Here is a 23,183-nt window from a genome sequence, read left to right as displayed (position 1 = left end):
GAAAAAAGCGATTAACTCGCGAGTACGTCCCTTAGTGCAGGTTCGAGCCGCTCAAAACGGAAACTAAACCCCGCATCGAGCGCATGTTTGGGAAGCACAAATTGTCCTTCGATAAGTAATTCCGCCATTTCGCCCATGGCGAGTCGCAGCATAGCGGCTGGGGTCGTGATAAAGGTCGGGCGATTTAACACTCGGCCTAGGGTGGTGGCAAACTCGGCGTTACTGACAGGATTGGGCGCGGTGGCATTGAAAATACCTTCGCATTCGTCATGGTTGAGTAAGAAGTCTATCAACGCAACCATATCCTGAATGTGGATCCAACTCATGCCTTGGCAGCCATGGCCTATCGGTCCACCGAGTCCTAATTTAAACGGCGGCAACATCTTTGCGAGTGCGCCGCCATGGCCAAGTACTATACCCGTGCGTAGGATGCAGACGCGGGTTTTACTGGCGGCTTCTAGTGCGAATCGCTCCCATTTTTGACAAATCTCATGGCTAAATTCGGGATGTGGGGCCGCGGTTTCATCGATGGGGATGGCGCCTTGGCGGCCATAAAAACCGATGGCAGAACCACTTATCATCACCTTGGGCGGGGTGCTGCTGTTCAAAATTAGTTGGCTAAGCTTTGTTGTGGTATTCCAGCGGCTATCGCAGATGCGCTGTTTTTGCTGCGCGCTCCAACGTTTAGCAACAATGGGCTCGCCGGCGAGATTTATTACCGCATCGATATGATTTAAATTATCAATTTCATCCAAGGTACTTAGATATTGGTGCTGCGGGCCTAATAATTGCCGACTGCTGCCGGGGTGGCGGGTCAGCAAAACTAATTCATGTTGATTGGCTAAATGGGTGACTAACTGCTGGCCAATAAACCCACTTGCACCCGTTATCAATATCTTCATCGTCGAGTCCTTGGTTGATGGTTTTCTTTGATTATAAGCAATATACGATAACGGGCGTGCGGGGATCACTTTATTGCTGTTTTTGGTAACACAACTCCATCGACACCGAATCGGCAAAGCGCAGGGCGTGGGGTTTATCTATTTCGACGCTGGCAAATTCGACCCAAGGATGCTCGCTGGCGATGGCTAATGTCTGGCTGGTGAGGTTTTCGAGCAGTGAGAAGCGATTGTTTTCAATCAACTCAATGATTTTTTTTGTGATGGTACGATAATTCAGCGCATCGTCGACATTATCACTGTTGCGCGCCTTATCAGCACAGTAGTGAATGACGACATTGACGATCACATCCTGCCGATTTTGGATTTCATCTTCTTTTATACCGATAAAAGTGCGCAGTCTTAAGTTTTTAATGCGTATAATCGCGGTTTCTGGTTTCATAATGACAATCTAGTTTTATGGCTTAGGTGATTGAGTTTGAGACTTTTCTTGGGCTAGCCTAACAACTTTATCGAAGATCAAGAAGGATTTTTACGCCATGACACGTTCCAATACGCCGTCTGCCGCTTACAAAGGTTTTGCCGTCATGGCCTTTGTGGTGATTATTTTGGCAGGGATAAAGGCCGCCAGCCCGATTGTTGTTCCCTTTGTGCTATCCAGTTTTATTGCGGTGATCTGTAATCCGGCGATTGGCTTGATGACCAAATACCGCGTACCTAAATGGCTCGCCGTGATCCTGTTAATGGGTTTTATCGTGTTGATGGGCTTATGGCTGGCTTCGCTAGTGGGCAGCTCTATTAATGAGTTTTCAAAGCAGTTGCCGCAGTATCGCGATCAGCTGGTGGAGCAGTTTTCCTGGGTGCTGCATAAGTTGCAGGCGCTAAATATCCAAATCTCCAAGGAGCAAGTGCTGGCCTATTTCGACCCCGGCATGGCGTTGTCTATGACCACCAATATGCTCTCGGGTGTCGGCAATGTGATGGCAAATTTGTTCCTGATCATTCTGACCATCGTCTTTATGTTGTTTGAGGCGCAGTCTCTGCCGAAAAAACTGCATTTGGCACTGGATGATCCGGATATGCGTTTAAAGCAGATTGACCGTTTTCTGCAATCGGTGAATCAATATATGGTGATCAAGACCTTGGTCAGTTTAGCGACGGGCTTGATTGTCGGTGTTGGGCTCGCGTTTATCGGCGTGGATTACGCGCTGCTTTGGGCGGTTATCGCCTTTTTATTCAACTATATCCCTAATATTGGCTCGATTATCGCGGCTATTCCCGCCGTGTTGTTGGCCTTTATCCAATTAGGCCCCGCAGCGGCGGGCGGAACCGCGCTGCTGTACGTTGGTGCCAACATGGTGATGGGTAACGTGGTTGAGCCTAAATTTATGGGCCGCGGTCTTGGGCTTTCTACCTTAGTAGTGTTTTTATCGTTAATTTTTTGGGGGTGGTTGCTGGGTTCGGTCGGCATGTTGCTGTCGGTTCCCTTAACCATGGTGGTGAAAATCGCCCTCGAATCCAGCAAGAGTGGTAGCTGGTTAGCCATTTTATTATCCGACGATGTGGATGATAAACTGGTGGGCCAATCGACAAGCACCGCTCCGATTTCTGAACCTGTCGATACCCATTCAACAGATAATAAGTAGTAGATAATGCAACGTTTTATAGAAGCACTGGCGACGATTGAAGTCGGTGAGGATGCCACGCGATTATTCCATGGTCGCGGCGGTTATTACCCAGGCTGCGAACATCTTTGTTTAGATTGGTTCGCGCCCGTGTTGTTATTGACTAGTTTTACTCCCCTTGATGTGGCCGAGTTGGCCCTATGCCAACAGGCGATTACGGCGCGTTGGCAAGTGATACAGCCTAATTGGCCGTTAAACTTGGTGTATCAATACCGCAGCGGTGGCGAAACCTTTAGCCAAGTACTGGCGGGTGAGGTGCCCGATCCCCATGTGGTCAGCGAAAACGGCGCCCAGTTTTTGGTGCATTTATTACGGGGACAAAACCACGGTTTGTTCCTCGATATGGCCAATGGCCGTGAATGGGTCAGAGCCCATGCTCGCCATAAGAAAGTGCTGAATTTGTTTGCTTATACCTGTGGTTTCTCGGTGGCAGCGCTACAGGGCGGCGCCGACGAAGTAGTGAATATGGACATGAGTAAAGGGGCGTTAGCCATAGGCAAGCAGAACCATCTGCTGAATGGCTTTAGTGCGGGTGCACGCTTCTTAGGGCACGATATTTTTAAGTCATGGGGTAAGTTACGCAAGTTAGGACCCTATGACATAGTGGTTGCCGATCCGCCGAGTAATCAAAAGGGCAGTTTCGTGGCGACTAAGGATTATGTGCGTTTGATCAGGCATTTACCCGAGTTGTTAGCCGAGAATGCCGAAGTGCTACTCTGTTTAAATGCGCCGGAACTCGATACCCAGTTTTTACGCCAGCAGGTCGAAGACGCCGCGCCTGCACTCGAATACCTTGAGCGCTTACCCAATCCCGCCGCCTTTGTTGATGTCTCTGAGGAGAAATCATTAAAGGTGCTGCGTTACCGCTTAAAGGCTTAAAGCCACTCCTCATAAAACGCCATAATAAGAGCTAGATAGGCCTTATGATGGCGTTTATGATGTACTTCGCGCTTTATCCCCTTATCCTCTACCAAGCCAGTGAATAACCTAACCACTCAGAGCGTTGCGATTGCCTATGATGTTCAATGTCAAGACTGACATTATGCGTATCTCCGAGCATAAGCATTGAAATACCAACATCTAACTTATCCTTTGCATCGAGTGGGATATTCATTCGAACGATAAACATATGGAACTCCAATATCTCAATCATGGCTATGGCTGGATTGGATGGTGAGTTTTGCGGCTTAACACTCATGAAAGCATTCAATCGACCTTCTATTCACACCATTATTGTAGAGCTGATCATGTCTGTCTCACAGGATGCTTTGTGTGCAAGCTCATTATGGCTATGCAAACTGAAAGACTTTCAGCTATCTATACTTTTTAAAGGCTTTTTTAGCCTTTAAAGCCATTTTTATCTTTTAAATCGAAACAAAACTGAAAGTTTTCTGTAATTGCTGTTCTGGCTTTGATATACTCAGCGCCACGGAAATTCCCTTTCCTCATGGGCAAAATGTCAGCATAGAACGGCATGCCTTTGCGACCTTACAAAATCGAGCAGGAGTTGTTATGGAAGTTCATGAATACGAAAACGCTTACTACCAAGTTAAAGACGATGTAATGACGTCTTTACCTGAACAGAGCGAAGAAGAAGCGGTATAAGTTCTGTAAGCCAACAATTACAGTACGGGTTCTGAGTCTGAAGTAACAAATACAAGCACAAAAAAATCGCAACCTTAGGGTTGCGATTTTTTTATCTGATGTTGGATATCAAGCTGAAGGGAGTGATAAATCGTTTAACCATTCACCTTACGTTTTTCGGGCATGATCTCGACGATAATCCACTTGCCTGCGATTTTATGTAAACGAATCGTTCTGTCATCAATCCAAGGTTGTCCGCCCTTTAAGCCCTTCATTTTGACAACTACCATGACGTCTTTGGTGAACTTACGGAAAAAATCGATATCAATATCATCAATTTCCATTTCGACATTGGTCATCGACAGGCTAAGCACATTACGTTGTACCGCGGCCGCGATATAGTAGTGGGTGAGTACCTCTTTGAGCGGCTCATTGACATACTGCTTGGCTTTTTCGACATCGCGCTCAACATAAATCGCACTAAAAAAACCAAGGCTAACTTCTTCTGGTGTTAGCACGGGTTGCTCTGTATTTGCAGGCTCGCCACAGCCAAACAAAAACAATAGTGAAAGGAAAAATAAGGTTCTCATGGCTTTTCGTTATAGGAATTTGTCATGAGTATCGCGATTTTAGCGGTCATGTTCAAGTTTTGTAATAATGGCGGTCACTGCCGAAAATACCTTGACTCGGATCGGCCGCCTGTGGCATATCTGAAAGGATGACTTCATTAGGTTATCCACAGAATCTGTGGAAAACCATGTTGAAGACTAGATGGATACTTTTTAAGTGGCTGATTGTATATTGTTTTATTTGCTGGTTAAAAAGTGACGCTTTTCTGAAGCCTGCTTCTTTTACCATTTCCTTGTGGATATTTTCTTAGATTTTCTCAGTCTATTCACAACCTGTGATTTTCAAAAAAATAGCATTTTCATGGTGTTTTGTGGATATTTTAAGCGTTTAATGCTGTCCGCTTTTTGTGAGCCTTTCCCTTCGGAAATAAAAAAGCACTGAACAGGTCAGTGCTTTTGTGATGATGCTTTAGCTGAGTATATTAGGCTTTGTTAGCATCGTTTTGTGATGCTTGAATCGCCGTCAGTGCGATAGTGTAGACGATATCGTCCACTAAGGCGCCGCGGGATAAGTCGTTCACAGGCTTACGCATGCCTTGCAGCATTGGGCCAATACTGATGAGGTCAGCACTACGCTGTACTGCTTTGTAGGTGGTGTTACCCGTGTTGAGATCGGGGAATACGAATACAGTCGCTTGGCCCGCAACAGGGCTGTTAGGCGCTTTAGAACGAGCCACGTTTGGCATAACGGCCGCGTCGTATTGCAGTGGACCGTCGATAACCAGATCAGGACGTTTTTCTTTCGCGATACGGGTAGCTTCACGCACTTTATCCACATCCGAACCAGTACCAGAGTTACCCGTTGAGTAGCTGATCATTGCCACTCTTGGTTCGATGCCGAAGGCTTTAGCAGATTCTGCCGATTGAATGGCGATATCGGCCAGTTGTTCAGCGTTAGGATCGGGGTTAATCGCACAATCACCGTAAACCAGCACTTGGTCTGGCATCAACATAAAGAAGATAGAAGAAACAAGGCTAGAACCCGGTGCGGTTTTGATCAGTTGCAGCGGCGGACGAATCGTATTGGCTGTGGTGTTTACCGCGCCAGAGACGATACCATCAACTTCGTTTTGCGCCAGCATCATAGTGCCGAGCACCATGTTGTCTTCTAACTGCTCTTTGGCAACGACTTCAGTCAGGCCTTTGCTGCGACGCAGATCGAGCATTGGTTCAACATAGCGATCACGTACATCATCGGGGTCGACAATCACAACGCCTTCGCCAAGTACTACGTCTTGTTGGGCTGCAATACGCAAGATTTCATCTTTTTTACCTAACAGCACGCAACGCGCAATGCCTCGTTCGGCACAAATCGCGGCGGCCTTGATGGTACGTGGCTCATCACCCTCTGGCAGCACCACGGTTTTGTGGGCGGCGCGCGCAAGTTCGGTGAGCTTATAACGGAACGCTGGAGGTGATAAGCGATGTTCTCTTGGAGAGTTTTTGGTCACGCTTTCAATCCAGCTTTGGTCGATATGGCTGGCAACGTATTCCTGAACTAGATCGATACGTACTGCATCATCCACCGGTACTTCGTGGTCGAAGCGTTGGATATTTAATGAAGTCTGCCAAGTGTTAGTATCGATGAGGAATACCGGTAAACCTGTCTCGAAGGCCTGTTCACATAGTTTCAGAATTTCAGGCTCTGGCTCGTAGCTACCCGTTAGCAGCAGGGCACCAATCTTCACGCCGTTCATGGCGGCAAGGCACGCTGACACAATCACATCGGAGCGATCGCCAGAAGTTACCAGCAGTGAATCTGTCTTAATGTGGTTGACCATATTCGGCAAGCTGCGGGCGCAGAAGGTGACTTTACGTAGGCGGCGGGTGTTCATCTCGCCGGCATTGAGAATGCGGGCACGTAGATGCTTAGCCAGATCCGATGCGCGTGGCGCGACCAAATCGAGGTTGTAAGGCACGCTACCTAAGATCCGCAGTGGGCTCTTACCCGGCAGTTGGAACATGATGGACGCATCAGAGCGTTGCACGCCTTGATGATCGAACACTTCCGATAAGTCTGGGCGCGCGCGACCTTCATCGTCCACCGGTGCACCAATCTTGTTGATCACGGCACCAATCAGACGTTTGTTGTTTTTGCCGCCCCATGAGTTGTAGGCAATTTCAAGGCGGTTCATCAGGCCAGTTGGCGTGTCGCTGCCGGGGGTGGCAATGAAAATTACGTCCGCGTCCATTGCCTTGGCGATAGCGTAGTTAACGTCATCGGCAAAGGGATGGTTGCGGGTAGGTACCAGACCTTCAACAATCAGGGTTTCGGTGTTGCTGGCGCATTCCGCGGCGCGGGCAATGATTTGCTCCATCAGCACATCAGTTTGGTCAGCGCGGATAAGTGCTTCGGCATGGGCCATATCGAAGGGCTCTAATGGATTAACCGTGGGCGATTTGCTTAAAATCGTGGTAGAGCGCTCTGGGCCATTATCATTAGGACGTAGCTGGGAAATGGGTTTAAAGAATTGGACTTTTACCCCGTGGCGCTCTAATGCACGCACCATACCTAGGCTTAAGGAGGTCAGGCCAACTCCTGTGCCTATGGGGATTAACATAATATTTCGAGACATAAAAACCTCTAAGTTCGATGGTTTTTGGCAGAGTGAGTCGTCTCTGCAGCTTTGCTTGTGTTTATTTAGCTGTAGGTCGCTAATAACAAAGCCGTTTGGCAGAGCAAACGGCTTGGATCATCTTATTATTTAGTAATGAGTTTAATCGAATCTTCGGCGATAACCCACTCTTCGTTGGTCGGGATGACCATGGCAACAGTACTGTTGTCTGTGGTGATGATGCCTTTCTTGCCGAAGCGGGCTGCTTTGTTTCGCTCACTATCGACATGGAAATTGAAGATTTGTAGCAGGTTGAGCACTTTCTCGCGGATGAGATCGGAGTTTTCGCCGATACCACCGGTAAAGACCACGGCATCTAAACGACCGAGTGGCACAGTGTAAGACGCGATATATTTCGCCAGACGGTAGCAGAAGATTTCCAGTGCTAAGGTCGCGCCTTTGTGACCATCGGCATAACCTTCTTCGATGCCACGGCAGTCGTTGGTCAGCTCAGAAATCCCTAGCAGACCACTTTGCTTGTTCATCAGGCTGTTGACTTCTTCCAGTGTGTAACCGAGTTGGTGCACTAAGTGGTAGATAATTGATGGGTCGAGATCGCCACAGCGAGTGCCCATGACTAAGCCTTCAAGTGGCGTCAGTCCCATTGAGGTATCAACACTCTTACCGCCTTTAACCGCCGTCACCGAGGCACCGTTGCCTAAGTGCGCGCAGATCACGTTGGTTTCTTCTAAAGGTTTGTTCAACACTTTAGCGGCTTCACGGCTGACAAACAGGTGGCTAGTGCCGTGCATACCATAGCGGCGGATACCGTGTTCACGGTACAGCTTGTATGGTAGAGCGTAGATAAAAGCGCGCTCAGGCATGCTTTGGTGGAATGCAGTATCGAACACCGCCACTTGTGGCAGTTTAGGGAAAGACGCAATGGCTGCGCGAATACCGATAAGGTGCGCAGGGTTATGCAGTGGCGCCAGAGATGAACACTCTTCAATACCTTTAATCACATGCTCGTCGATGAGCACTGAGCGGGTGAACTTCTCGCCGCCGTGTACGATACGGTGACCTACGGCCTGAATTTGCGCGGCTAATTCAGGTTGACCGGCAAGGATTTTATTGACGATAAATTCAACGGCTTCGCGGTGAGCGGTAAATGCACCTAAAGAGGATTCATGCTTTTCACCGTTGATTTTCCATTTAATGCGCGAGTCTTCTAAGCCAAAACACTCGGCTAGGCCAGAGATCTGATCGTCACCTGTTTGCGCGTCAATGACGGCAAATTTGAGTGAAGAGCTACCGCAATTGAGTACTAAAACCAGTTTATTAGACATGTGTAAACCTTTTGCCATTGTGTTTAAGTTAACGATTCAAAATCTTGGGAACGCTTGCGTAATTTGCCATCACAGTCTTGGGGCGCTGTGCCAGATTGTGCTATGGTAAAAGCAGTGTTCCTCTGTTGTAGGTGTCTAAAATTGAGCATCAATATTCTCAAAACCTTAGGTGACGGTCGTCGTTATATGAAGACGTGGCCTATGGTTAGACAACTGGGTTTGTATTTTCCTGAGTATCGGGTGGTACGCGCCACTCAGCTTGCCATTCTGGTGATGCCAGTGCTGGCGATTTTGGCGAGTGTGAGTCAGATTTATACCTATGGTTGGGCGTTTTTACCTCAAGCCATCACAGTCGCGTTGTTCTTTATTAGCCTGCCGTTGCAGGGCTTATTATGGTTAGGCTGGCGTGCGCGCCATCCATTACCTTTATCGCTGTTCGACTGGAGTAATCAGTTGAGTGCGAAATTGTCTGCCATGGGCATTCATTGCCAATCCTTGGGCGCTAAGGCGTGTTACCTTGATATGGCGCTCATCTTAAAAATAGCCTTTGAGCGCTTAGATGCCAGTTATTGGGAGGAGCTTTAAGCCTCCCTTGGCGTCTTAATACACCGCATTAATCCCCTGTGAGCTAAACACGGCTTTAATTTTTTCCATGGTGTCGCGACTCGGTGGTTCGACGCCATCGAGTTGATAGCTTTCTCCCATCGCTTCCCACTTATGTTTACCCAGCTCGTGGTAGGGCAGGAGTTCAACTTTTTCAATATTCTTCATGGGCTTGATAAATTCGGCCAGTTGTAATGCCGAGGCTTCATCGTCGGTAAATCCACCCACGACCACATAACGTATCCAGGTAGGCTGATTGCGTTTGGCGAGATACTCGGCAAATTGCAGCGTTCTGTGGTTACTGACCTTTGTCAGTTCAATGTGTTTATCGTCATTCATTTGTTTGATATCAAGCAACACCAGATCGGTATGATCGAGTAGCTCATCAATCACTGGCGTGTACTTACGCACAAAGCCGTTGGTATCTAAACAGGTATGAATGCCTTCTTTTTTACAGGCTTTAAAAAGTTCGGCGACAAACTCCGCCTGTAATATGGCTTCGCCACCGCTGGCGGTCACACCGCCGTTGCTGGCATCGAGGAAGGGGCGGTAGCTAATGATTTGGCTCATTAACTCGTCGACCTGTACTTCTTTGCCACCATCAAGATCCCAAGTGTCACGGTTATGACAATACTGACAGCGCATTAAACAGCCCTGCATAAAGGTGATAAACCGTATGCCTGGACCATCCACTGTGCCAAAGGATTCCACTGAGTGGATCCGACCGGTAACTGCCATTGTGACTCCTGTTGAAATAAGTGAGGCTGTAGCACATTGTACTACAGCCTTACCTAATTTAGCTTACAGACCTTTTGTGAAAGTACGTGTGATCACGTCTTGCTGCTGCTCTGGGGTCAAAGAGTTAAAGCGCACTGCGTAACCCGATACCCGGATGGTCAGTTGCGGATACTTGTCAGGGTTAATGACCGCATCCTCAAGCATTTCACGGTTCATCACGTTAACGTTCAAGTGTTGACCGCCTTCGTGTCCTTCGTTGTGGGCGAAATATCCGTCCATCAACGCCGCGAGGTTAGTACGGCGACCGTCTTCATCTTTACCTAAGGCATTAGGCACGATGGAGAAGGTGTAAGAGATACCGTCCTGAGCGTGGGCAAAAGGCAGTTTTGCCACTGAGGTTAACGAGGCAATCGCGCCTTTCTCATCACGGCCGTGCATTGGGTTTGCGCCCGGTGCAAATGGTGCACCTGAACGGCGACCGTCTGGCGTGTTACCGGTTTTCTTACCATAAACCACGTTAGAGGTAATGGTCAGAATTGACTGAGTTGGGATAGCGTTGCGGTACATTTTACGGTCGCGGATCTTCGACATAAAACGTTCAACTAAGTCACAGGCGATATCGTCGACGCGTGGGTCGTTGTTACCAAATTTTGGATAATCACCGCTGATCTCAAAGTCGACGGCAATGCCGTTTTCATCGCGTACAGGTTTAACTTGAGCGTACTTGATGGCTGACAGTGAGTCGGCTGCGATTGAAAGCCCTGCGATACCACAAGCCATAGTACGACGTACGTCTCTGTCGTGCAGCGCCATTAGCGCAGCTTCGTAGGAGTACTTGTCGTGCATGTAGTGAATAGCGTTCAGTGCCGTGACATATTGGGTTGCTAACCAATCCATCAGGCCGTCTAAGCGATTCATCACGTCATCGAAGTTTAATACTTCGTCAGTGATTGGGTCGGCTTTTGGCGCGATTTGGATTTTCAGTTTTTCGTCAACACCGCCGTTAATCGCATACAACATGGTTTTTGCCAAGTTTGCACGGGCGCCGAAGAACTGCATGTGTTTACCCACAACCATTGGGCTCACGCAGCAAGCGATAGCGTAATCGTCAGATTGGAAATCTGGGCGCATTAAGTCATCGTTTTCGTACTGGATTGAGCTAGTGTCGATAGACACTTTCGCACAGTACTTTTTAAAGCCTACAGGCAGTTTGTCAGACCAGAGCACAGTGATGTTTGGCTCTGGGCTTGGGCCCATAGTGTATAAGGTGTTTAAGAAACGGAAGCTGGATTTGGTCACCAATGTACGGCCATCTAAGCCCATACCGCCGATAGATTCAGTTGCCCAAATAGGATCGCCTGAGAATAACTCATCGTATTCTGGAGTACGTAGGAAACGCACCATACGCAGTTTCATCACGAAATGGTCAATCATTTCTTGAGCTTGTTGCTCAGTGATGATGCCGTTTTTCAGATCGCGCTCGATGTAGATATCGAGGAAAGATGAGGTACGGCCTAAAGACATTGCCGCGCCGTTTTGGCTCTTCACAGCGGCTAAGTAGCCAAAATATGTCCATTGAATCGCTTCTTTGGCGTTAGCGGCTGGGCGAGAAATATCGAAACCGTATTTAGCCGCCATGGTCTTCATTTGACCTAGAGCGCGGTGCTGCTCGGCAATTTCTTCACGCAGTTGGATAACGTTAGATAAATCTTCGCCGGCTTCAAACTGGGCTTGCAGTGAGCTGAACTGGGCAAATTTATCCTTCATTAAGAAGTCGATACCGTAAAGTGCAACACGGCGATAGTCACCGATGATACGGCCACGGCCATAGGCATCGGGTAAACCAGTTAATACGCCGGATTTACGACACGCCATGATTTCAGGGGTGTAGACGTCGAATACGCCTTGGTTGTGGGTTTTACGCAGTTCTGAGTAGATGTATTTTACATCGGCGTCGAGTTCGCGGTTGTAAGCGGCACATGAGCCTTCAACCATGCGAATACCACCGTTAGGTAGCATAGCGCGCTTGAGCGGCGCATCGGTTTGTAAACCAACGATAGTTTCTAAATCTTTATTGATATAACCCGCGTCATGGGAAGTGATGGTAGAGACCATCTTAGTATCAAAATCTACTGGCGCGTGGGTGCGGTTTTCTTGCTTGATGCCTTCCATTACTTTGTCCCACAACTGAGTTGTGGCTTCGGTGGCACCGGCTAGGAATGACTCGTCACCTTCATAGGGAGCATAGTTTTGTTGAATAAAGTCACGTACATTGACTTCAGATTTCCAATCGCCAGGGGTAAAACCTTCCCATGCGTTGGCAAACAGTTCAGTTTTGTCGGTCATCGTACTAATACCTTTTGGTTGAGATAAAGGTCATTGGCGCTCATGGGTAAACCATGTTGAGTATAGGCCAATCGCTATTTCCTGATTAAAGCTCCCTTCAAGATGACGCCCTATGATGGGAACTGGAACTTGGGGATGTTTATCGCGCCAAGTGTCTATCTATTGATACCCGATAAGATGACAAATATTCGTTTAACTTGGATTATCGGCTATCGATAACTCTTTTATAAATTGGTAAGACCAATTATCCATAAGCATATTAACATAGCTCTTATTCTCTCGCATCTTAAACGGGCGAGTTTGTGCCCGGTTAATCGCAAATTTGCTAGCAAGGTAGCATTTTTTTAGCACAATAAGGTTTAAAGCACGCTTTTGCTGGCCTAATGGCTGCCAATCTCATCGCTTATTTGATTGACTGTCGCGCTTTTAACCGACGAAAGCTATCACCGTATCGAATGATTTTAATTGTTTACGATTTAGGCGGCCTTTGGCCTGATAATACAGTCGTCACAAAAGGCTCGTTTATACGGGATGCTTGGTGGTAGGGCATTTGACGGAAAAGGAGCCGATATGAAATCGTTTCGTTTGAGGGGATAGAAAACATGATTGCTTTTCCTCAAATGAATGTAGCGCGAACAGTAGCGTCGTCAACAAGCCGTCATCTTGATTAGTGAAACTCGCCTTCTGTAAGGTTAAATCTGCTTCATCTTACCTAAAAATGCTCTTTAAAAGAGCAATGGCAAAAAGGTGAAAACCGACTAAAATTGGTATGACCAATTAACCTTTTGTGTTTGTGGCTTCAAAAATTTTACATTTTACCTGTGAATAACATCACGCTTTGGCAATCTCTGCTTCACAGCGAATACGATTTGTATGTTACAAAGCGTGACTTTAGTGAGTCATCATTTAAGCAAGTCTTAATGTAAATTTTGATTGGTTTGATCTGCGCTTGGGCGCTGTAGGAGAGACCTATGTTGCAAGTTCGCGTTTGTTTATCGGTTTTGGGAGTTCAGTTATGAAAGACTCACATGCTAACGCTCCACAGACATCATCAAATGGTCATGAGCCTGTGCAGGTTTCTTCGCATTTTAGTTGTTATCACCAGGCTGAAATTTACGGCAAAAGCAAAGTGGTTAAGGCGCCTTGGCAATCCTTTGGTTTGGCGGTATTTGCTGGCGCTTTTATTGCCTTAGCCTTTGTGTTTTATCTGACCGTCACTACTGGCGCGGGTGATAGTGCCTGGGGCTTAGTGCGCCTCGTGGGCGGGATTGCCTTCAGCTTAGGCTTAATTTTGGTGGTGATTTGCGGCGGTGAGCTGTTTACCAGCTCAGTGCTGAGCAGCGTTGCATGGGCGCAAAAACAAGTGACTACCAGTGAATTGCTCAAATGCTGGAGCCGCGTGTATATCGGCAACTTTGTCGGTGCCATGTTAATGGTTGGCTTGATTATGGCGGCGGGTTTATATGAACTCGATGGCGGCAACTGGGGCTTAAATGCGCTAAAAGTGTCACAACATAAGCTACACCATACTTGGATACAGGCATTTAGCTTAGGTATTTTATGTAACATGTTGGTGTGTCTGGGTATTTGGATGACCTTCGCCAGCCGCGAATCCCTGACCAAAGCAATTTTGCTGATCCTCCCTGTAGCCATGTTTGTCAGCAGTGGTTTTGAACACAGTATTGCAAATCTGTTTATGGTGCCGCTTGGGATCACTATTCAATCGGTCGCCAGCCCTGAGTTTTTTGTTTCTTTAGGTGTGACCCAAGAACAATTTGCCGACTTAACCGTGGCACACTTCGTATTCAATAACTTAATTCCCGTGACCTTAGGGAACATTGTCGGCGGCGGTGTGATCGTCGGTCTCGGTTATTGGTGGATTGAGCAGGGCCAAATTGCCTTACCCGATCCGCAAAAATCCCATCAACCGCACTTTTTTGCGTCGCCCTTGCATACCGAAAAGGCGAAAAATAGCCAAGAGAGTAAGTAAGAGAGTTTGTAACTAAGCGAGTCAGTCGCTTAGATTTGTGGTAAGTGTTCCTTGAGTGACTGTTTACCTTAGGCTTATAGAAATGCCCAGTGTGACTGGGCATTTTTTTACTGTATTCGCCGTCGAAGATATTTTTATGCGGATTGCTTGTGTGTGATAGATGTAAGCATTTTGCGTATTCATGCAAGCGAATGAAGATTTTATGTACTGATTTACAGCGCTTTAGTTTATAGTGCGGCATTTTCCGTTTGACATAAAATGGCGCATCTATGACGACTCCACCCTCGACTCAGCCAACAAAAGCAGCTCAGACTGCTATGGCACCATCCGCTTCACATACTCCCTCAACCTTTCAAATGCCCGATACCTTAGTGATCATCTTTTTTGTGGCATTACTTGCGGGATTAATGACGTACTTTATCCCCATCGGCTCGTTTCAAACCCAAGAGGTGCATTATCTGGCCGATGGCGTCGATAAAGCGCGGACTGTGGTCGACCCTAGTTCTTTTGCCTATCAATTGGATGATGCGGGCGAGCCTAAATTGCAACCCGTAGCACTGTTTAAAGGCGAGGGCGGTGTTGGCTTTTTTAACTTCGCCTTTGAGGGCTTAACCTCGGGCTCTAAGTGGGGCAGTGCGATTGGCGTGATCATGTTTATGTTGGTGATCGGCGGCTCCTTTGGGGTCGTGATGGCCACAGGCACCATAGATAACGGTATCTTAAAGTTAATCGATAAAACCCGTGGCAATGAAAAGTTATTCATTCCGGTGATATTTACGTTGTTTTCCTTAGGCGGCGCCGTGTTTGGCATGGGAGAAGAGGCCATTGCCTTCGCGATTATCATCTGCCCACTCATGACCCGTTTAGGGTATGACGGCATTACCACTGTGATGGTGACCTATGTGGCGACCCAAATTGGTTTTGCCAGTTCTTGGATGAATCCCTTCAGTGTGGCGATTGCCCAAGGGATTGCGGGGGTCCCAGTCCTTTCAGGCAGCGAGTTTCGCTTCCCCATGTGGGCTGGATTCACTTTGCTTGGCATTGTTTTTACCATGCGTTACGCCCATCGTATTCAGCAGCAACCCAGTCTTTCCCATAGCTATCAGTCTGATGCTTATTTCCGTGAGCACCATGCTAATACAAAGCTCGAGAGCCGCTTTAATCTTGGGGATGTATTGGTGCTGTTGTTGTTAGTGTTAACTATGGTATGGGTGATTTGGGGCGTTGTGGCAAAGGCATGGTTTATCCCCGAGATCGCTAGTCAGTTTTTTACCATGGGTATAGTGGCCGGCGTTATTGGCTGCGTGTTTAAGCTCAATGGTTTAACGCTTAACAGGGTGGCGCAGAGTTTTAAGGACGGCGCTAAAACCATGTTAGAGCCAGCACTTTTAGTGGGATGCGCCTCGGGGATTTTACTGCTCCTTGGTGGCGGCGCTCCGACGGAACCGAGTGTGCTTAATTCGATACTGAACAGTGCAGGTGGGGTGATTGGCCATCTGCCGGATGCACTCTCGGCGTGGTTTATGTTGTTATTTCAATCCGTCTTCAACTTTTTTGTGACCTCAGGATCAGGGCAGGCCGCATTGACTATGCCACTGATGGCACCTCTCTCTGATATCGTCGGTGTGACGCGCCAGGTGGCGGTATTGGCCTTTCAGCTCGGCGATGGTCTCACCAATATTATAGTGCCCACCTCTGCCTCTTTAATGGCGACCCTTGGCGTATGCCGCGTCGATTGGGGCAACTGGCTGAAATTTGTCTGGCGTTTTATGTTGCTGCTGATGCTGGTCTCAAGCGTGCTGGTGATAGGGGCGCACTATCTAGGATTTAACTAGGAGCGAGGATTTAGCTAAGCGTTAGGGATAACCTAAAACAGCGGGTAAATAGGCTAAGGGCTAACTCAGTCGAACGGTGAAAAAGGAGATAAAAAAACGGCATCCGAGGATGCCGTTTTTATGAGTGCTAATCTAGATTAGAACTTCTGAGTATAAGTCATTGTGTATGTACGACCGTATAGGTTGTACAGTGATGAATCATATTCTAAGTCAGAGTTTAGTACAGGGTCTTCGTTAGTTAAGTTACGGATACCCAAGCCAATTTTACCATTCCAAGACGTATTATAAGCGTAGCTTAAGTCAAACGTTGTTTGGGACGTTAAGTGACCGATTTGTTGATATGTCTTAGGATCGGTACGTTCTGCTTGACTGTCGATATATTGAGAAATAATCGATGCCGAATGTTCGCCATAAGTCCAGTCAATTGCCCAAGTGAAGCGAATTTGTGGCATACCATTGCGACCAATCTTGTCGTTTACAGGACCATCAAAATACTCTTCTTCGTCATAGTTCAATACGTAAGTTAAGTCGTAGCTTGTACCAAACTCACCGATTGCTGTTTCAAAGCCAGAGTAAGTGATGTTGAAGTCAATACCTGAGGTTTCAAAACCATTGCCGTTTGCTTTTGGTGTAGTAGCGGCCAGTAATTTACCATCTGCAGTGTTACCTGCACGGACAATTTCACCACGGCTTAAGTTGCCATAACCTACTTTTTGTTCTTCTTTTAGCAGTGAGTCTAAAGACACAAAAGTGATTACGTCATCAATCTTCAGGTTGTAGTACTCAACTTTAGTGCTTAGGTTATCTGTAATATCCCATACTAAGCCTAAGTTGTAGAAGTCTGAAGTTTCAGGATCAAGCTCTTTGTTTGCTTTACGTGTTACGTCATACTGTTTTGCCTTACATTCGGCAACAGGCGTACCTTGTACGTCACAGTAGTGGTAGTCAGTTGCAGTATCAGCACTAAATGCATCTGCAGCGAGTAAGTCAGATAATGACGGAGCACGGAAACCTTGTCCCCAAGAAGCGCGGAAAACAACACCATCAATAACTTGGTATCTTAATGCAACTTTAGGCGTAGTCGCTGAACCAAAGTCTGAGTATTTGTCGTAGCGGTAAGCTAAGTTCAACTCTAAATCTTCAGTTACAGGGATGATAGATTCCGCAAATACAGCGTAAACATCACGGTCGCCTGATGAACCATTACCAGATGAACCAATAACATCACCGGCAGCAGTTTGCGCATCTACGTTCGCTTCGTATTTGTATTGAAGTGCTTCGGCACCCACATACCAACCAATGTTACCCGCTGGTAGTTCAATGGCCTCAAAGTTCACACCAGCATTCAGACTTTGGAATTCCATGATGTCTTGCTTGAGTGTTTGATGCGCCATGTCGGCGATAACAGAGGCAGAGTTACCTTCTGGACCGAAATTAAAGATACCGTCTTTAACATATTTTTCTACAGTCGGTCTGTGAACATAACCAGTACCATAGTTGCTGTTTTCAGCTAGGTTATAGTGGTAAGTCACATCCCAACCAAAGCTATCGTGACTACCCACTAATCCTAATTGGATATCAGTGCTGTAATCGATAGTGTTGGCATCGCGAGTCCCTACATCGGTAAAACGATAGTAAACACGGCCCGCATTTTGGTTTTTGCTTACACCAGTCATATTGCCAGCGGCATCATAGTTTTGAACGTCTACTTGACCTGGAGCAACGTTGAACCAACCTGCGGCTGGGGCATATCGACCGAAGGTTTCATTGCGCGCGAAAAGGCCCTGTCCTTTGAAGGTAATTTCATCAGACAGTTCATATTCACCATTCACATAACCTGCAGTGTATGAACGTGCAGCATGGTCAGCAGCTTCTGAGGTATAGTCATAACCACAAACATAGTCACCACTACCTGCATCATAAATGTGGCCGCCGCCAACCATTTTCGGGTTATTACACGCAGTAAGTGGTTGGAAACCACCAGTCGTCATATCTAAGAAGTTACGGGCATAGATAGACACACCAGTGGTATCATCAAACTTAGGTGCTAAAACGTTGGTTGAGCTAGAGAACCAACGGTCACGTTGATAAATGATTTCACGATTTAAGTGTTCAAATGAGAAGGTCACGTTACCTTTTTCACCGACAGTACCACCCACAATGTGGGCTTTCCATTCTTCACCACCGTCCTGTGTCGGTTGTGTTGCTGTCGCTGAAACTTCTAGGCCTTCATAACCCTGTTTCAAAATAATGTTAACTACACCTGCTACCGCATCTGAACCATAAACCGCTGATGCGCCATCGGTTAACACTTCAACACGTTCAATCGCCGCAGTAGGGATAGTGTTCAAGTTGACGGCAGTACCACCTAAAGTGGGTGAACCAGGCATACGTTTGCCATTTAATAATACTAATGTACGGTCTGAACCTGCACCACGTAAGTTAATCGTGGCTTGAGACTGAGCGCTGCTACCTGAACGTTCAGAAAAAGAACCGAATGAGTTTAAGTTACTTCTTCTTAGAACATCAGTAATACTTAATTCGCCGGTCTTTTCAATTTGTGAAGCATCAATTGTAGTGACAGGTGAAGAACCTTCTAGATCGGTACGCTTAATACGTGAACCTGTTACTTCGATACGTTCAACTTTAGCACCATCTTCAGCAGCGATGGCTACAGAAGTTGATAATGCTGCCGTGGTCGCACCACCAATTAACGCAAAGCGAATCGCTTTAGCTAATACTGAATTAGCACGCATGTTATTCTCCCTAACTCTTATTTATTATTTCGTTTTTATTTTATTAAAAGGATTCTTTTGTAAATTAAAGAGTGTTCCTTTTAATTAGGTTCAGGATATAACCACAAGAATATAACAAGTGCAACAGCGTCAAGTTTTAACGAAATGTTAATTTTTGTTGTTAAAACAGAACAAACATGCGCTTTATCCCATTTTTGATATCTTTTAATATGTTTTTTATGATTAAAATGTTTTTTAATGGTTTAATTTGTTTAAAATTTGTTGTTTTTCGTTTTGATTTTGTTTGTTTTTGTTTTCTATTTTGGTTTTGGTGACATTTTAAATTTATTTCTTAATGAAAATATTATTTTATAGTCTGCTGTACCGTTTGGTTTGATGGTTTTGAACTTAAGTTTAATTTAATGGTTGGCGTATTGTTTATTTTTGTTGCTAAGCATGATGTTTAATCAAAAAGGCATATATCTATTTTGGGTTGAATTTTGAACATACTCCGTATCGTTATTTTAATGAATGTTAAATAGATAAAAGGAGTGAATATAAATTCACTCCTTTTATTCTGTATGCCATATTATTAGTTTGCTTATTAATTAATCTATTTATTATACGGTTATCTATACTGATTATTTGAGCTCAACATGGTGGCTGGTAAAAATATAATCAATTGGGTTGGGTAAGTAATGGGTTAAATATCGAATAACGACATAACAAACGACTAAGGTGGCAACACCAAGTTCGAAGTCTGCAAGTAACCTTACCCATTGGGTGAGGTCGCTCATTTGACTAAATTGCGCGAGCCAGTGGGAGGTTTTAAACAGTGCTGTCGCGCCGATTACCATGGGAAAGGTGAACGCAGCATAGCCTGGGCTAAAGGGCAATTTGAGTAGATGGAAAAAAGCGAGATAAATCACAGCTGTCATCAATACTGCAATACTGGCCAATACGGCGACTAAGACAATTGATGGCTGCTCGCACACGGTTAGGTAACCTGCAAGTGATAAGCTGGCTGGCGCAGCGAGGATGGCAATGGTGGGTTTAGCTGCATCGGGTACGGCCTGACAGAAGATTAATCGATAGAGCATCAATGGCAACATGACTAAATATGCGATCATACCGAAAGCTAGGATCAAGTTCACTAACCAAGGCGCGCCATTACTTGGGAAGGATACTGCCGCGACTATGATACCAATAGGTGGTACAAACCAGCTAGGCACCATATGTTCGAGTTTGAAGTCGATAGCGCGGAAGTAGATAAAAGCGCCTAGAAAGATGACATGGATAGCAATGGCGGTTAGCCAAAGGATTAAGCCTGCATGGGGGAAATAATGGCCGAGTAGGTTTGAAACAACCATTAGCGCCATGGCGAATGTCGGGATTACGCTACCGACGACGGGATGGCTGAGTTCGTTCTTCAGCACTGTGGGATGCAGTATAAATTTTGCTGCAAGCAGTATTAGTAAGACAGAAGCAATAACGGCTCCCGTCAATTGGCCCCAACCATTGAGTGAGGGCATCACACTCTCCCAGGTCCAACCTAAGCTCGCAATCGCAAGGGCGAGGCCGCCCATAGGGCTAGGTAATTTTGCTGCCTGTGCCGTCCAACGTTTACGTTTTGAAGTCATGTTCGTTACCTCTCAACACTGACATTAATTCGATGTATCTATTTGTTAATGTCAGTGTATGACTGAGGTGATGATAAATAAAATTGATTAATTTTATTCGTAGATTCAGATTTAATTAATTCTATTCGTAGGTTCAAATTTAATCACTTTCAAGATTTGCGTTTACATCGCAGCAAAGTATGCCCAAGACCAAGGTTGTCAGTGTCTTCATCGACGTATAAACCCGCTTGATGTAGTAACTTTATCAAGTCCTTAGAGTGGTACATACGGCTATTACCATTGGCTATTGCAGTAAAATACAAGCTCGTCGCATTGATGCAATAGGCTGAGGCTGCAGAGGGTTGCCTGTCCCAGAAGGTTTCGACAATGAATAACTGGCTGTTTGGTGTCATCGCCTGAGCGGTACGTTGCAGAATGCTGAAGATTTGCTCTTTAGAGAAGCAATCGAGGAACTGGCTCATCCAATAGGTATCGGCGCCTTTGACAAAGGGACGTGATTCATCGAGCAAATCGGTGGCAAAGCTGTGGATCCGCTCGGCAAATCCATGCTTGGCGGCATTGTCTTTGGCAACGGCTAATTGCCCAGGGAAGTCCATTATAGTGACTTCTACCTCAGGGTTAAACTCACAGCAGCTTAGCGCCCATTTACCTGTATTTCCGCCAATATCGACTAAGTGCTTGGGAGAGTGGGCAAACACTAAGGGTAAAATCTGTGGAAAAGCATGATCAGAATAATAGTGATCGAAGGTAAACCAACTGGCCTTCGCCTTAGCAGGTAAATCCTTAAGGGCGGGGTAAATCGTCTGCCAATCGCCAAATACTGCTAGGCCTGAGGGTTTACCCGCGACTAAGGCTTTATCGAGTTGAAACAGACCTTGATAACACACGTCCTGCACAAAATTGAGGTTAATGGCCGCCATATCATCGTGCAGTAAAAAATAGCCTGTTTTATCGAGCACATAGGCATCGCTATTGAGTCATACCAGCCCCATGCTCAATCCCATATCGAGTAACACGCCAAGGGCGTATTCGTTTTTAGCCCAAAACCACCTACTTCAGTAGGTGGTTATCATCATTTGAGGCTTTGCCTGTATACCTACCCATGTTAAATGCATCTTTGATTTTTAGCGAAGTCAAAAGAGGCAAATAACATGAGTAGATACGAGCAAGCATCGCATGTGTTCTGGCGATGTCAATATCATATAGTCTGGACACCAAAGTACCGCTTTCGGATATTGAAAGGTAATGTCGGAAAAGAGGTTTATCGATGTATTCAGGTTTATTGCCATCAAATGGGATGCATAGTCATGGAGCTAAATGTTCAAGTTGACCATGTTCATTTAGTGGTGAAGGTACCTCCGAAGATATCTATATCGAATTTAATGGGGGCGTTAAAAGGTAAGATAGCTTTGAAAATATTCAGTAAATTTCCTTACCTACGTAAGAATAAACTTTGGGTAAATCATTTTTGGCAGAGAGGATACTTCGTCGATTCGATTGGAATTAACGAGGAAATAATCCGTAGATACGTTAGGCATCAAGAGAAAGTAGAGCGGCAAGAGCAGGGTCAACTTGCTCTTGAATAAAGGCCCCCTTTTAGGGGGTTAAAACAAAGCCACCTTCTTCAGAAGGTGGATTCTTTACTTAACACACTGGTTTGCGCGAGTTGAGCAATGTTCAGCCCTTGTTCGCCTGCTCGGTCAATGGTGGCTAATACTTCAAACTTCAGTAGGCAATGGGCTACCTGAAAGCTAATAGGTGCAAAGGCGATCTTTTGCGCCTCAAACTTAGCATCAAAGGCACTTAATTCTTTCGGCGAGTGGTAAAAAGACATAAAAAACGGGCGTTAACATTGAGGAGGCCTATTTATAACGCACTGAATTGTTAAAGCTAGTTTGGCACGGGAAAACTATGAGCTGCGTCCTACTTAACCTGAACTCGGGATAAGAAAATTTGAACTAATAGCCCTCCAAGTGATCGGATCTTTCGACCAAGAGAAACCCCATCACACCGGAGGGCCTATGCATAAATTAGTGGAAGTGTTTTGCGATGTCGATGATTTTTGCGCTGTTTTCATTCCTGAATGGGAAAAAACGCTGTTAACCGATGGCACACGCAAGCGTCAACGCGCTGGCCGTATGACGATGAGCGAAGTGATGACCATCATCATACTTTTTCAGATGTCCCACCACCGTGATTTCAAGAACTTCTACATCGGCTATCTGGCTCATTTCTACAAATCTGCTTTTCCTAATTTACTCAGCTATACCCGCTTTCTTGAGGTGATGCCCACGGCTTTAGTGCCGCTTTGCAGCTACTTTGCCAGCCTCAAGAGTNANCCCACTGGCATTGAATTTGTTGATTCAACCAGCATCAAAGTGTGTCATAACCTACGTATTCATCGCCATAAAACCTTTACGGGACTGGCGTGCAGAGGAAAAGGCACCATGGGGCTGTCTCTTGATCACAAGTCTTCGTGATTGAGAGACATGGCCAATTCGTAACCCTCAAGGATGGTTTGTAACCTAAACCATCCTTCCCACAATACCTCTACACAAGCTCGACCTGTCCGCTTGGTATCTTTCCAACCCCCTAATC

General features: G+C 46.1%; 16 protein-coding genes and 3 pseudogenes. 7 read left to right on the top strand and 12 right to left on the bottom strand.

Annotated features, from left to right (window positions below):
• Positions 1 to 11 precede the first annotated feature (11 nt).
• Together EYR25_RS20980 and folX are read right to left on the bottom strand one after the other, a co-directional pair.
• Positions 12 to 902, bottom strand: coding sequence for a TIGR01777 family oxidoreductase (locus EYR25_RS20980; RefSeq protein WP_133182666.1), 891 nt, complete (start codon positions 900 to 902; stop codon positions 12 to 14).
• 70 nt (positions 903 to 972) lie between these two features.
• Positions 973 to 1,341, bottom strand: coding sequence for a dihydroneopterin triphosphate 2'-epimerase (gene folX, locus EYR25_RS20975; protein WP_011622266.1), 369 nt, complete (start codon positions 1,339 to 1,341; stop codon positions 973 to 975).
• 97 nt (positions 1,342 to 1,438) lie between these two features.
• Here folX and EYR25_RS20970 point away from each other — a divergent pair, with 97 nt between their 5' ends.
• Positions 1,439 to 2,545 carry an AI-2E family transporter gene (locus EYR25_RS20970; RefSeq protein WP_133182665.1) on the top strand — a complete coding sequence of 369 codons (1,107 nt, stop codon included), beginning with the start codon at positions 1,439 to 1,441 and terminating at the stop codon, positions 2,543 to 2,545.
• Between the two features lie 6 nt (positions 2,546 to 2,551).
• A complete protein-coding gene (locus tag EYR25_RS20965) occupies positions 2,552 to 3,463 on the top strand; it encodes a class I SAM-dependent methyltransferase (RefSeq protein WP_133182663.1) in 912 nt (303 codons plus the stop codon).
• An 88-nt stretch (positions 3,464 to 3,551) separates the two neighbouring features.
• Here the strand turns inward: EYR25_RS20965 and EYR25_RS20960 are convergent, their stop codons facing one another.
• The 4 genes from EYR25_RS20960 to ackA all read right to left on the bottom strand — a co-directional run bounded on the left by EYR25_RS20960 (position 3,552) and on the right by ackA (position 8,698).
• A complete protein-coding gene (locus tag EYR25_RS20960) occupies positions 3,552 to 3,713 on the bottom strand; it encodes a hypothetical protein (RefSeq protein ID WP_243729920.1) in 162 nt (53 codons plus the stop codon).
• 610 nt (positions 3,714 to 4,323) lie between these two features.
• Complete coding sequence (locus tag EYR25_RS20950; protein WP_023266330.1) at positions 4,324 to 4,758, bottom strand: hypothetical protein; 435 nt, start codon at positions 4,756 to 4,758, stop codon at positions 4,324 to 4,326.
• Between the two features lie 461 nt (positions 4,759 to 5,219).
• Positions 5,220 to 7,373 (bottom strand): phosphate acetyltransferase, encoded by a 2,154-nt coding sequence (pta, locus tag EYR25_RS20945; RefSeq protein WP_039977696.1) that lies wholly within the window; start codon positions 7,371 to 7,373, stop codon positions 5,220 to 5,222.
• Positions 7,374 to 7,498: 125 nt separating this feature from the next.
• Positions 7,499 to 8,698 (bottom strand): acetate kinase, encoded by a 1,200-nt coding sequence (gene ackA, locus EYR25_RS20940; protein ID WP_133182661.1) that lies wholly within the window; start codon positions 8,696 to 8,698, stop codon positions 7,499 to 7,501.
• Positions 8,699 to 8,839: 141 nt separating this feature from the next.
• Here ackA and yfbV point away from each other — a divergent pair, with 141 nt between their 5' ends.
• Entirely contained in the window at positions 8,840 to 9,283 is a 444-nt protein-coding gene (yfbV, locus tag EYR25_RS20935) for a terminus macrodomain insulation protein YfbV (protein WP_133182659.1), read from the top strand.
• A gap of 15 nt (positions 9,284 to 9,298) precedes the next feature.
• Here the strand turns inward: yfbV and pflA are convergent, their stop codons facing one another.
• Positions 9,299 to 10,039 carry a pyruvate formate lyase 1-activating protein gene (gene pflA, locus EYR25_RS20930; RefSeq protein ID WP_133182657.1) on the bottom strand — a complete coding sequence of 247 codons (741 nt, stop codon included), beginning with the start codon at positions 10,037 to 10,039 and terminating at the stop codon, positions 9,299 to 9,301.
• Positions 10,040 to 10,102: 63 nt separating this feature from the next.
• Positions 10,103 to 12,385 carry a formate C-acetyltransferase gene (gene pflB, locus EYR25_RS20925; protein ID WP_133182655.1) on the bottom strand — a complete coding sequence of 761 codons (2,283 nt, stop codon included), beginning with the start codon at positions 12,383 to 12,385 and terminating at the stop codon, positions 10,103 to 10,105.
• A 1,015-nt stretch (positions 12,386 to 13,400) separates the two neighbouring features.
• Here pflB and focA point away from each other — a divergent pair.
• Both focA and yfcC read left to right on the top strand, forming a co-directional pair.
• Complete coding sequence (gene focA, locus EYR25_RS20920; protein WP_133182653.1) at positions 13,401 to 14,375, top strand: formate transporter FocA; 975 nt, start codon at positions 13,401 to 13,403, stop codon at positions 14,373 to 14,375.
• A 269-nt stretch (positions 14,376 to 14,644) separates the two neighbouring features.
• Complete coding sequence (gene yfcC, locus EYR25_RS20915; RefSeq protein WP_165953531.1) at positions 14,645 to 16,210, top strand: putative basic amino acid antiporter YfcC; 1,566 nt, start codon at positions 14,645 to 14,647, stop codon at positions 16,208 to 16,210.
• A 137-nt stretch (positions 16,211 to 16,347) separates the two neighbouring features.
• Here yfcC and EYR25_RS20910 read toward each other — a convergent pair whose 3' ends face one another.
• The 3 genes and pseudogenes from EYR25_RS20910 to EYR25_RS20900 form a co-directional block, all read right to left on the bottom strand.
• Positions 16,348 to 18,966 (bottom strand): TonB-dependent receptor plug domain-containing protein, encoded by a 2,619-nt coding sequence (locus tag EYR25_RS20910; RefSeq protein ID WP_133182651.1) that lies wholly within the window; start codon positions 18,964 to 18,966, stop codon positions 16,348 to 16,350.
• 620 nt (positions 18,967 to 19,586) lie between these two features.
• The gene (locus tag EYR25_RS20905) at positions 19,587 to 20,585 is read right to left on the bottom strand and encodes a TDT family transporter (RefSeq protein WP_133182649.1); all 999 of its coding nucleotides are present in this window, start codon (positions 20,583 to 20,585) and stop codon (positions 19,587 to 19,589) included.
• A 149-nt stretch (positions 20,586 to 20,734) separates the two neighbouring features.
• Positions 20,735 to 21,619 (bottom strand): annotated as a pseudogene (locus EYR25_RS20900) (methyltransferase); the annotation flags it as partial.
• A 117-nt stretch (positions 21,620 to 21,736) separates the two neighbouring features.
• On the opposite strand from EYR25_RS20900, the gene tnpA reads away from it, so the two are divergent.
• Positions 21,737 to 22,171, top strand: a complete 435-nt coding sequence (gene tnpA, locus EYR25_RS20895) for an IS200/IS605 family transposase (RefSeq protein ID WP_133182647.1) — start codon at positions 21,737 to 21,739, stop codon at positions 22,169 to 22,171.
• A gap of 53 nt (positions 22,172 to 22,224) precedes the next feature.
• On the opposite strand, the pseudogene EYR25_RS20890 reads toward tnpA, so the two are convergent.
• Positions 22,225 to 22,419: pseudogene (locus tag EYR25_RS20890) on the bottom strand (SAM-dependent methyltransferase); the annotation flags it as partial.
• Between the two features lie 187 nt (positions 22,420 to 22,606).
• Between EYR25_RS20890 and EYR25_RS20885 the strand changes: the two are divergent.
• Positions 22,607 to 23,038 (top strand): annotated as a pseudogene (locus EYR25_RS20885) (transposase); the annotation flags it as partial.
• Positions 23,039 to 23,183 lie beyond the last annotated feature (145 nt).

The organism is Shewanella decolorationis, from assembly GCF_004354305.1.
Lineage (GTDB): Bacteria > Pseudomonadota > Gammaproteobacteria > Enterobacterales > Shewanellaceae > Shewanella > Shewanella decolorationis.
This window is presented reverse-complemented; position numbering and strand designations above follow the sequence as displayed.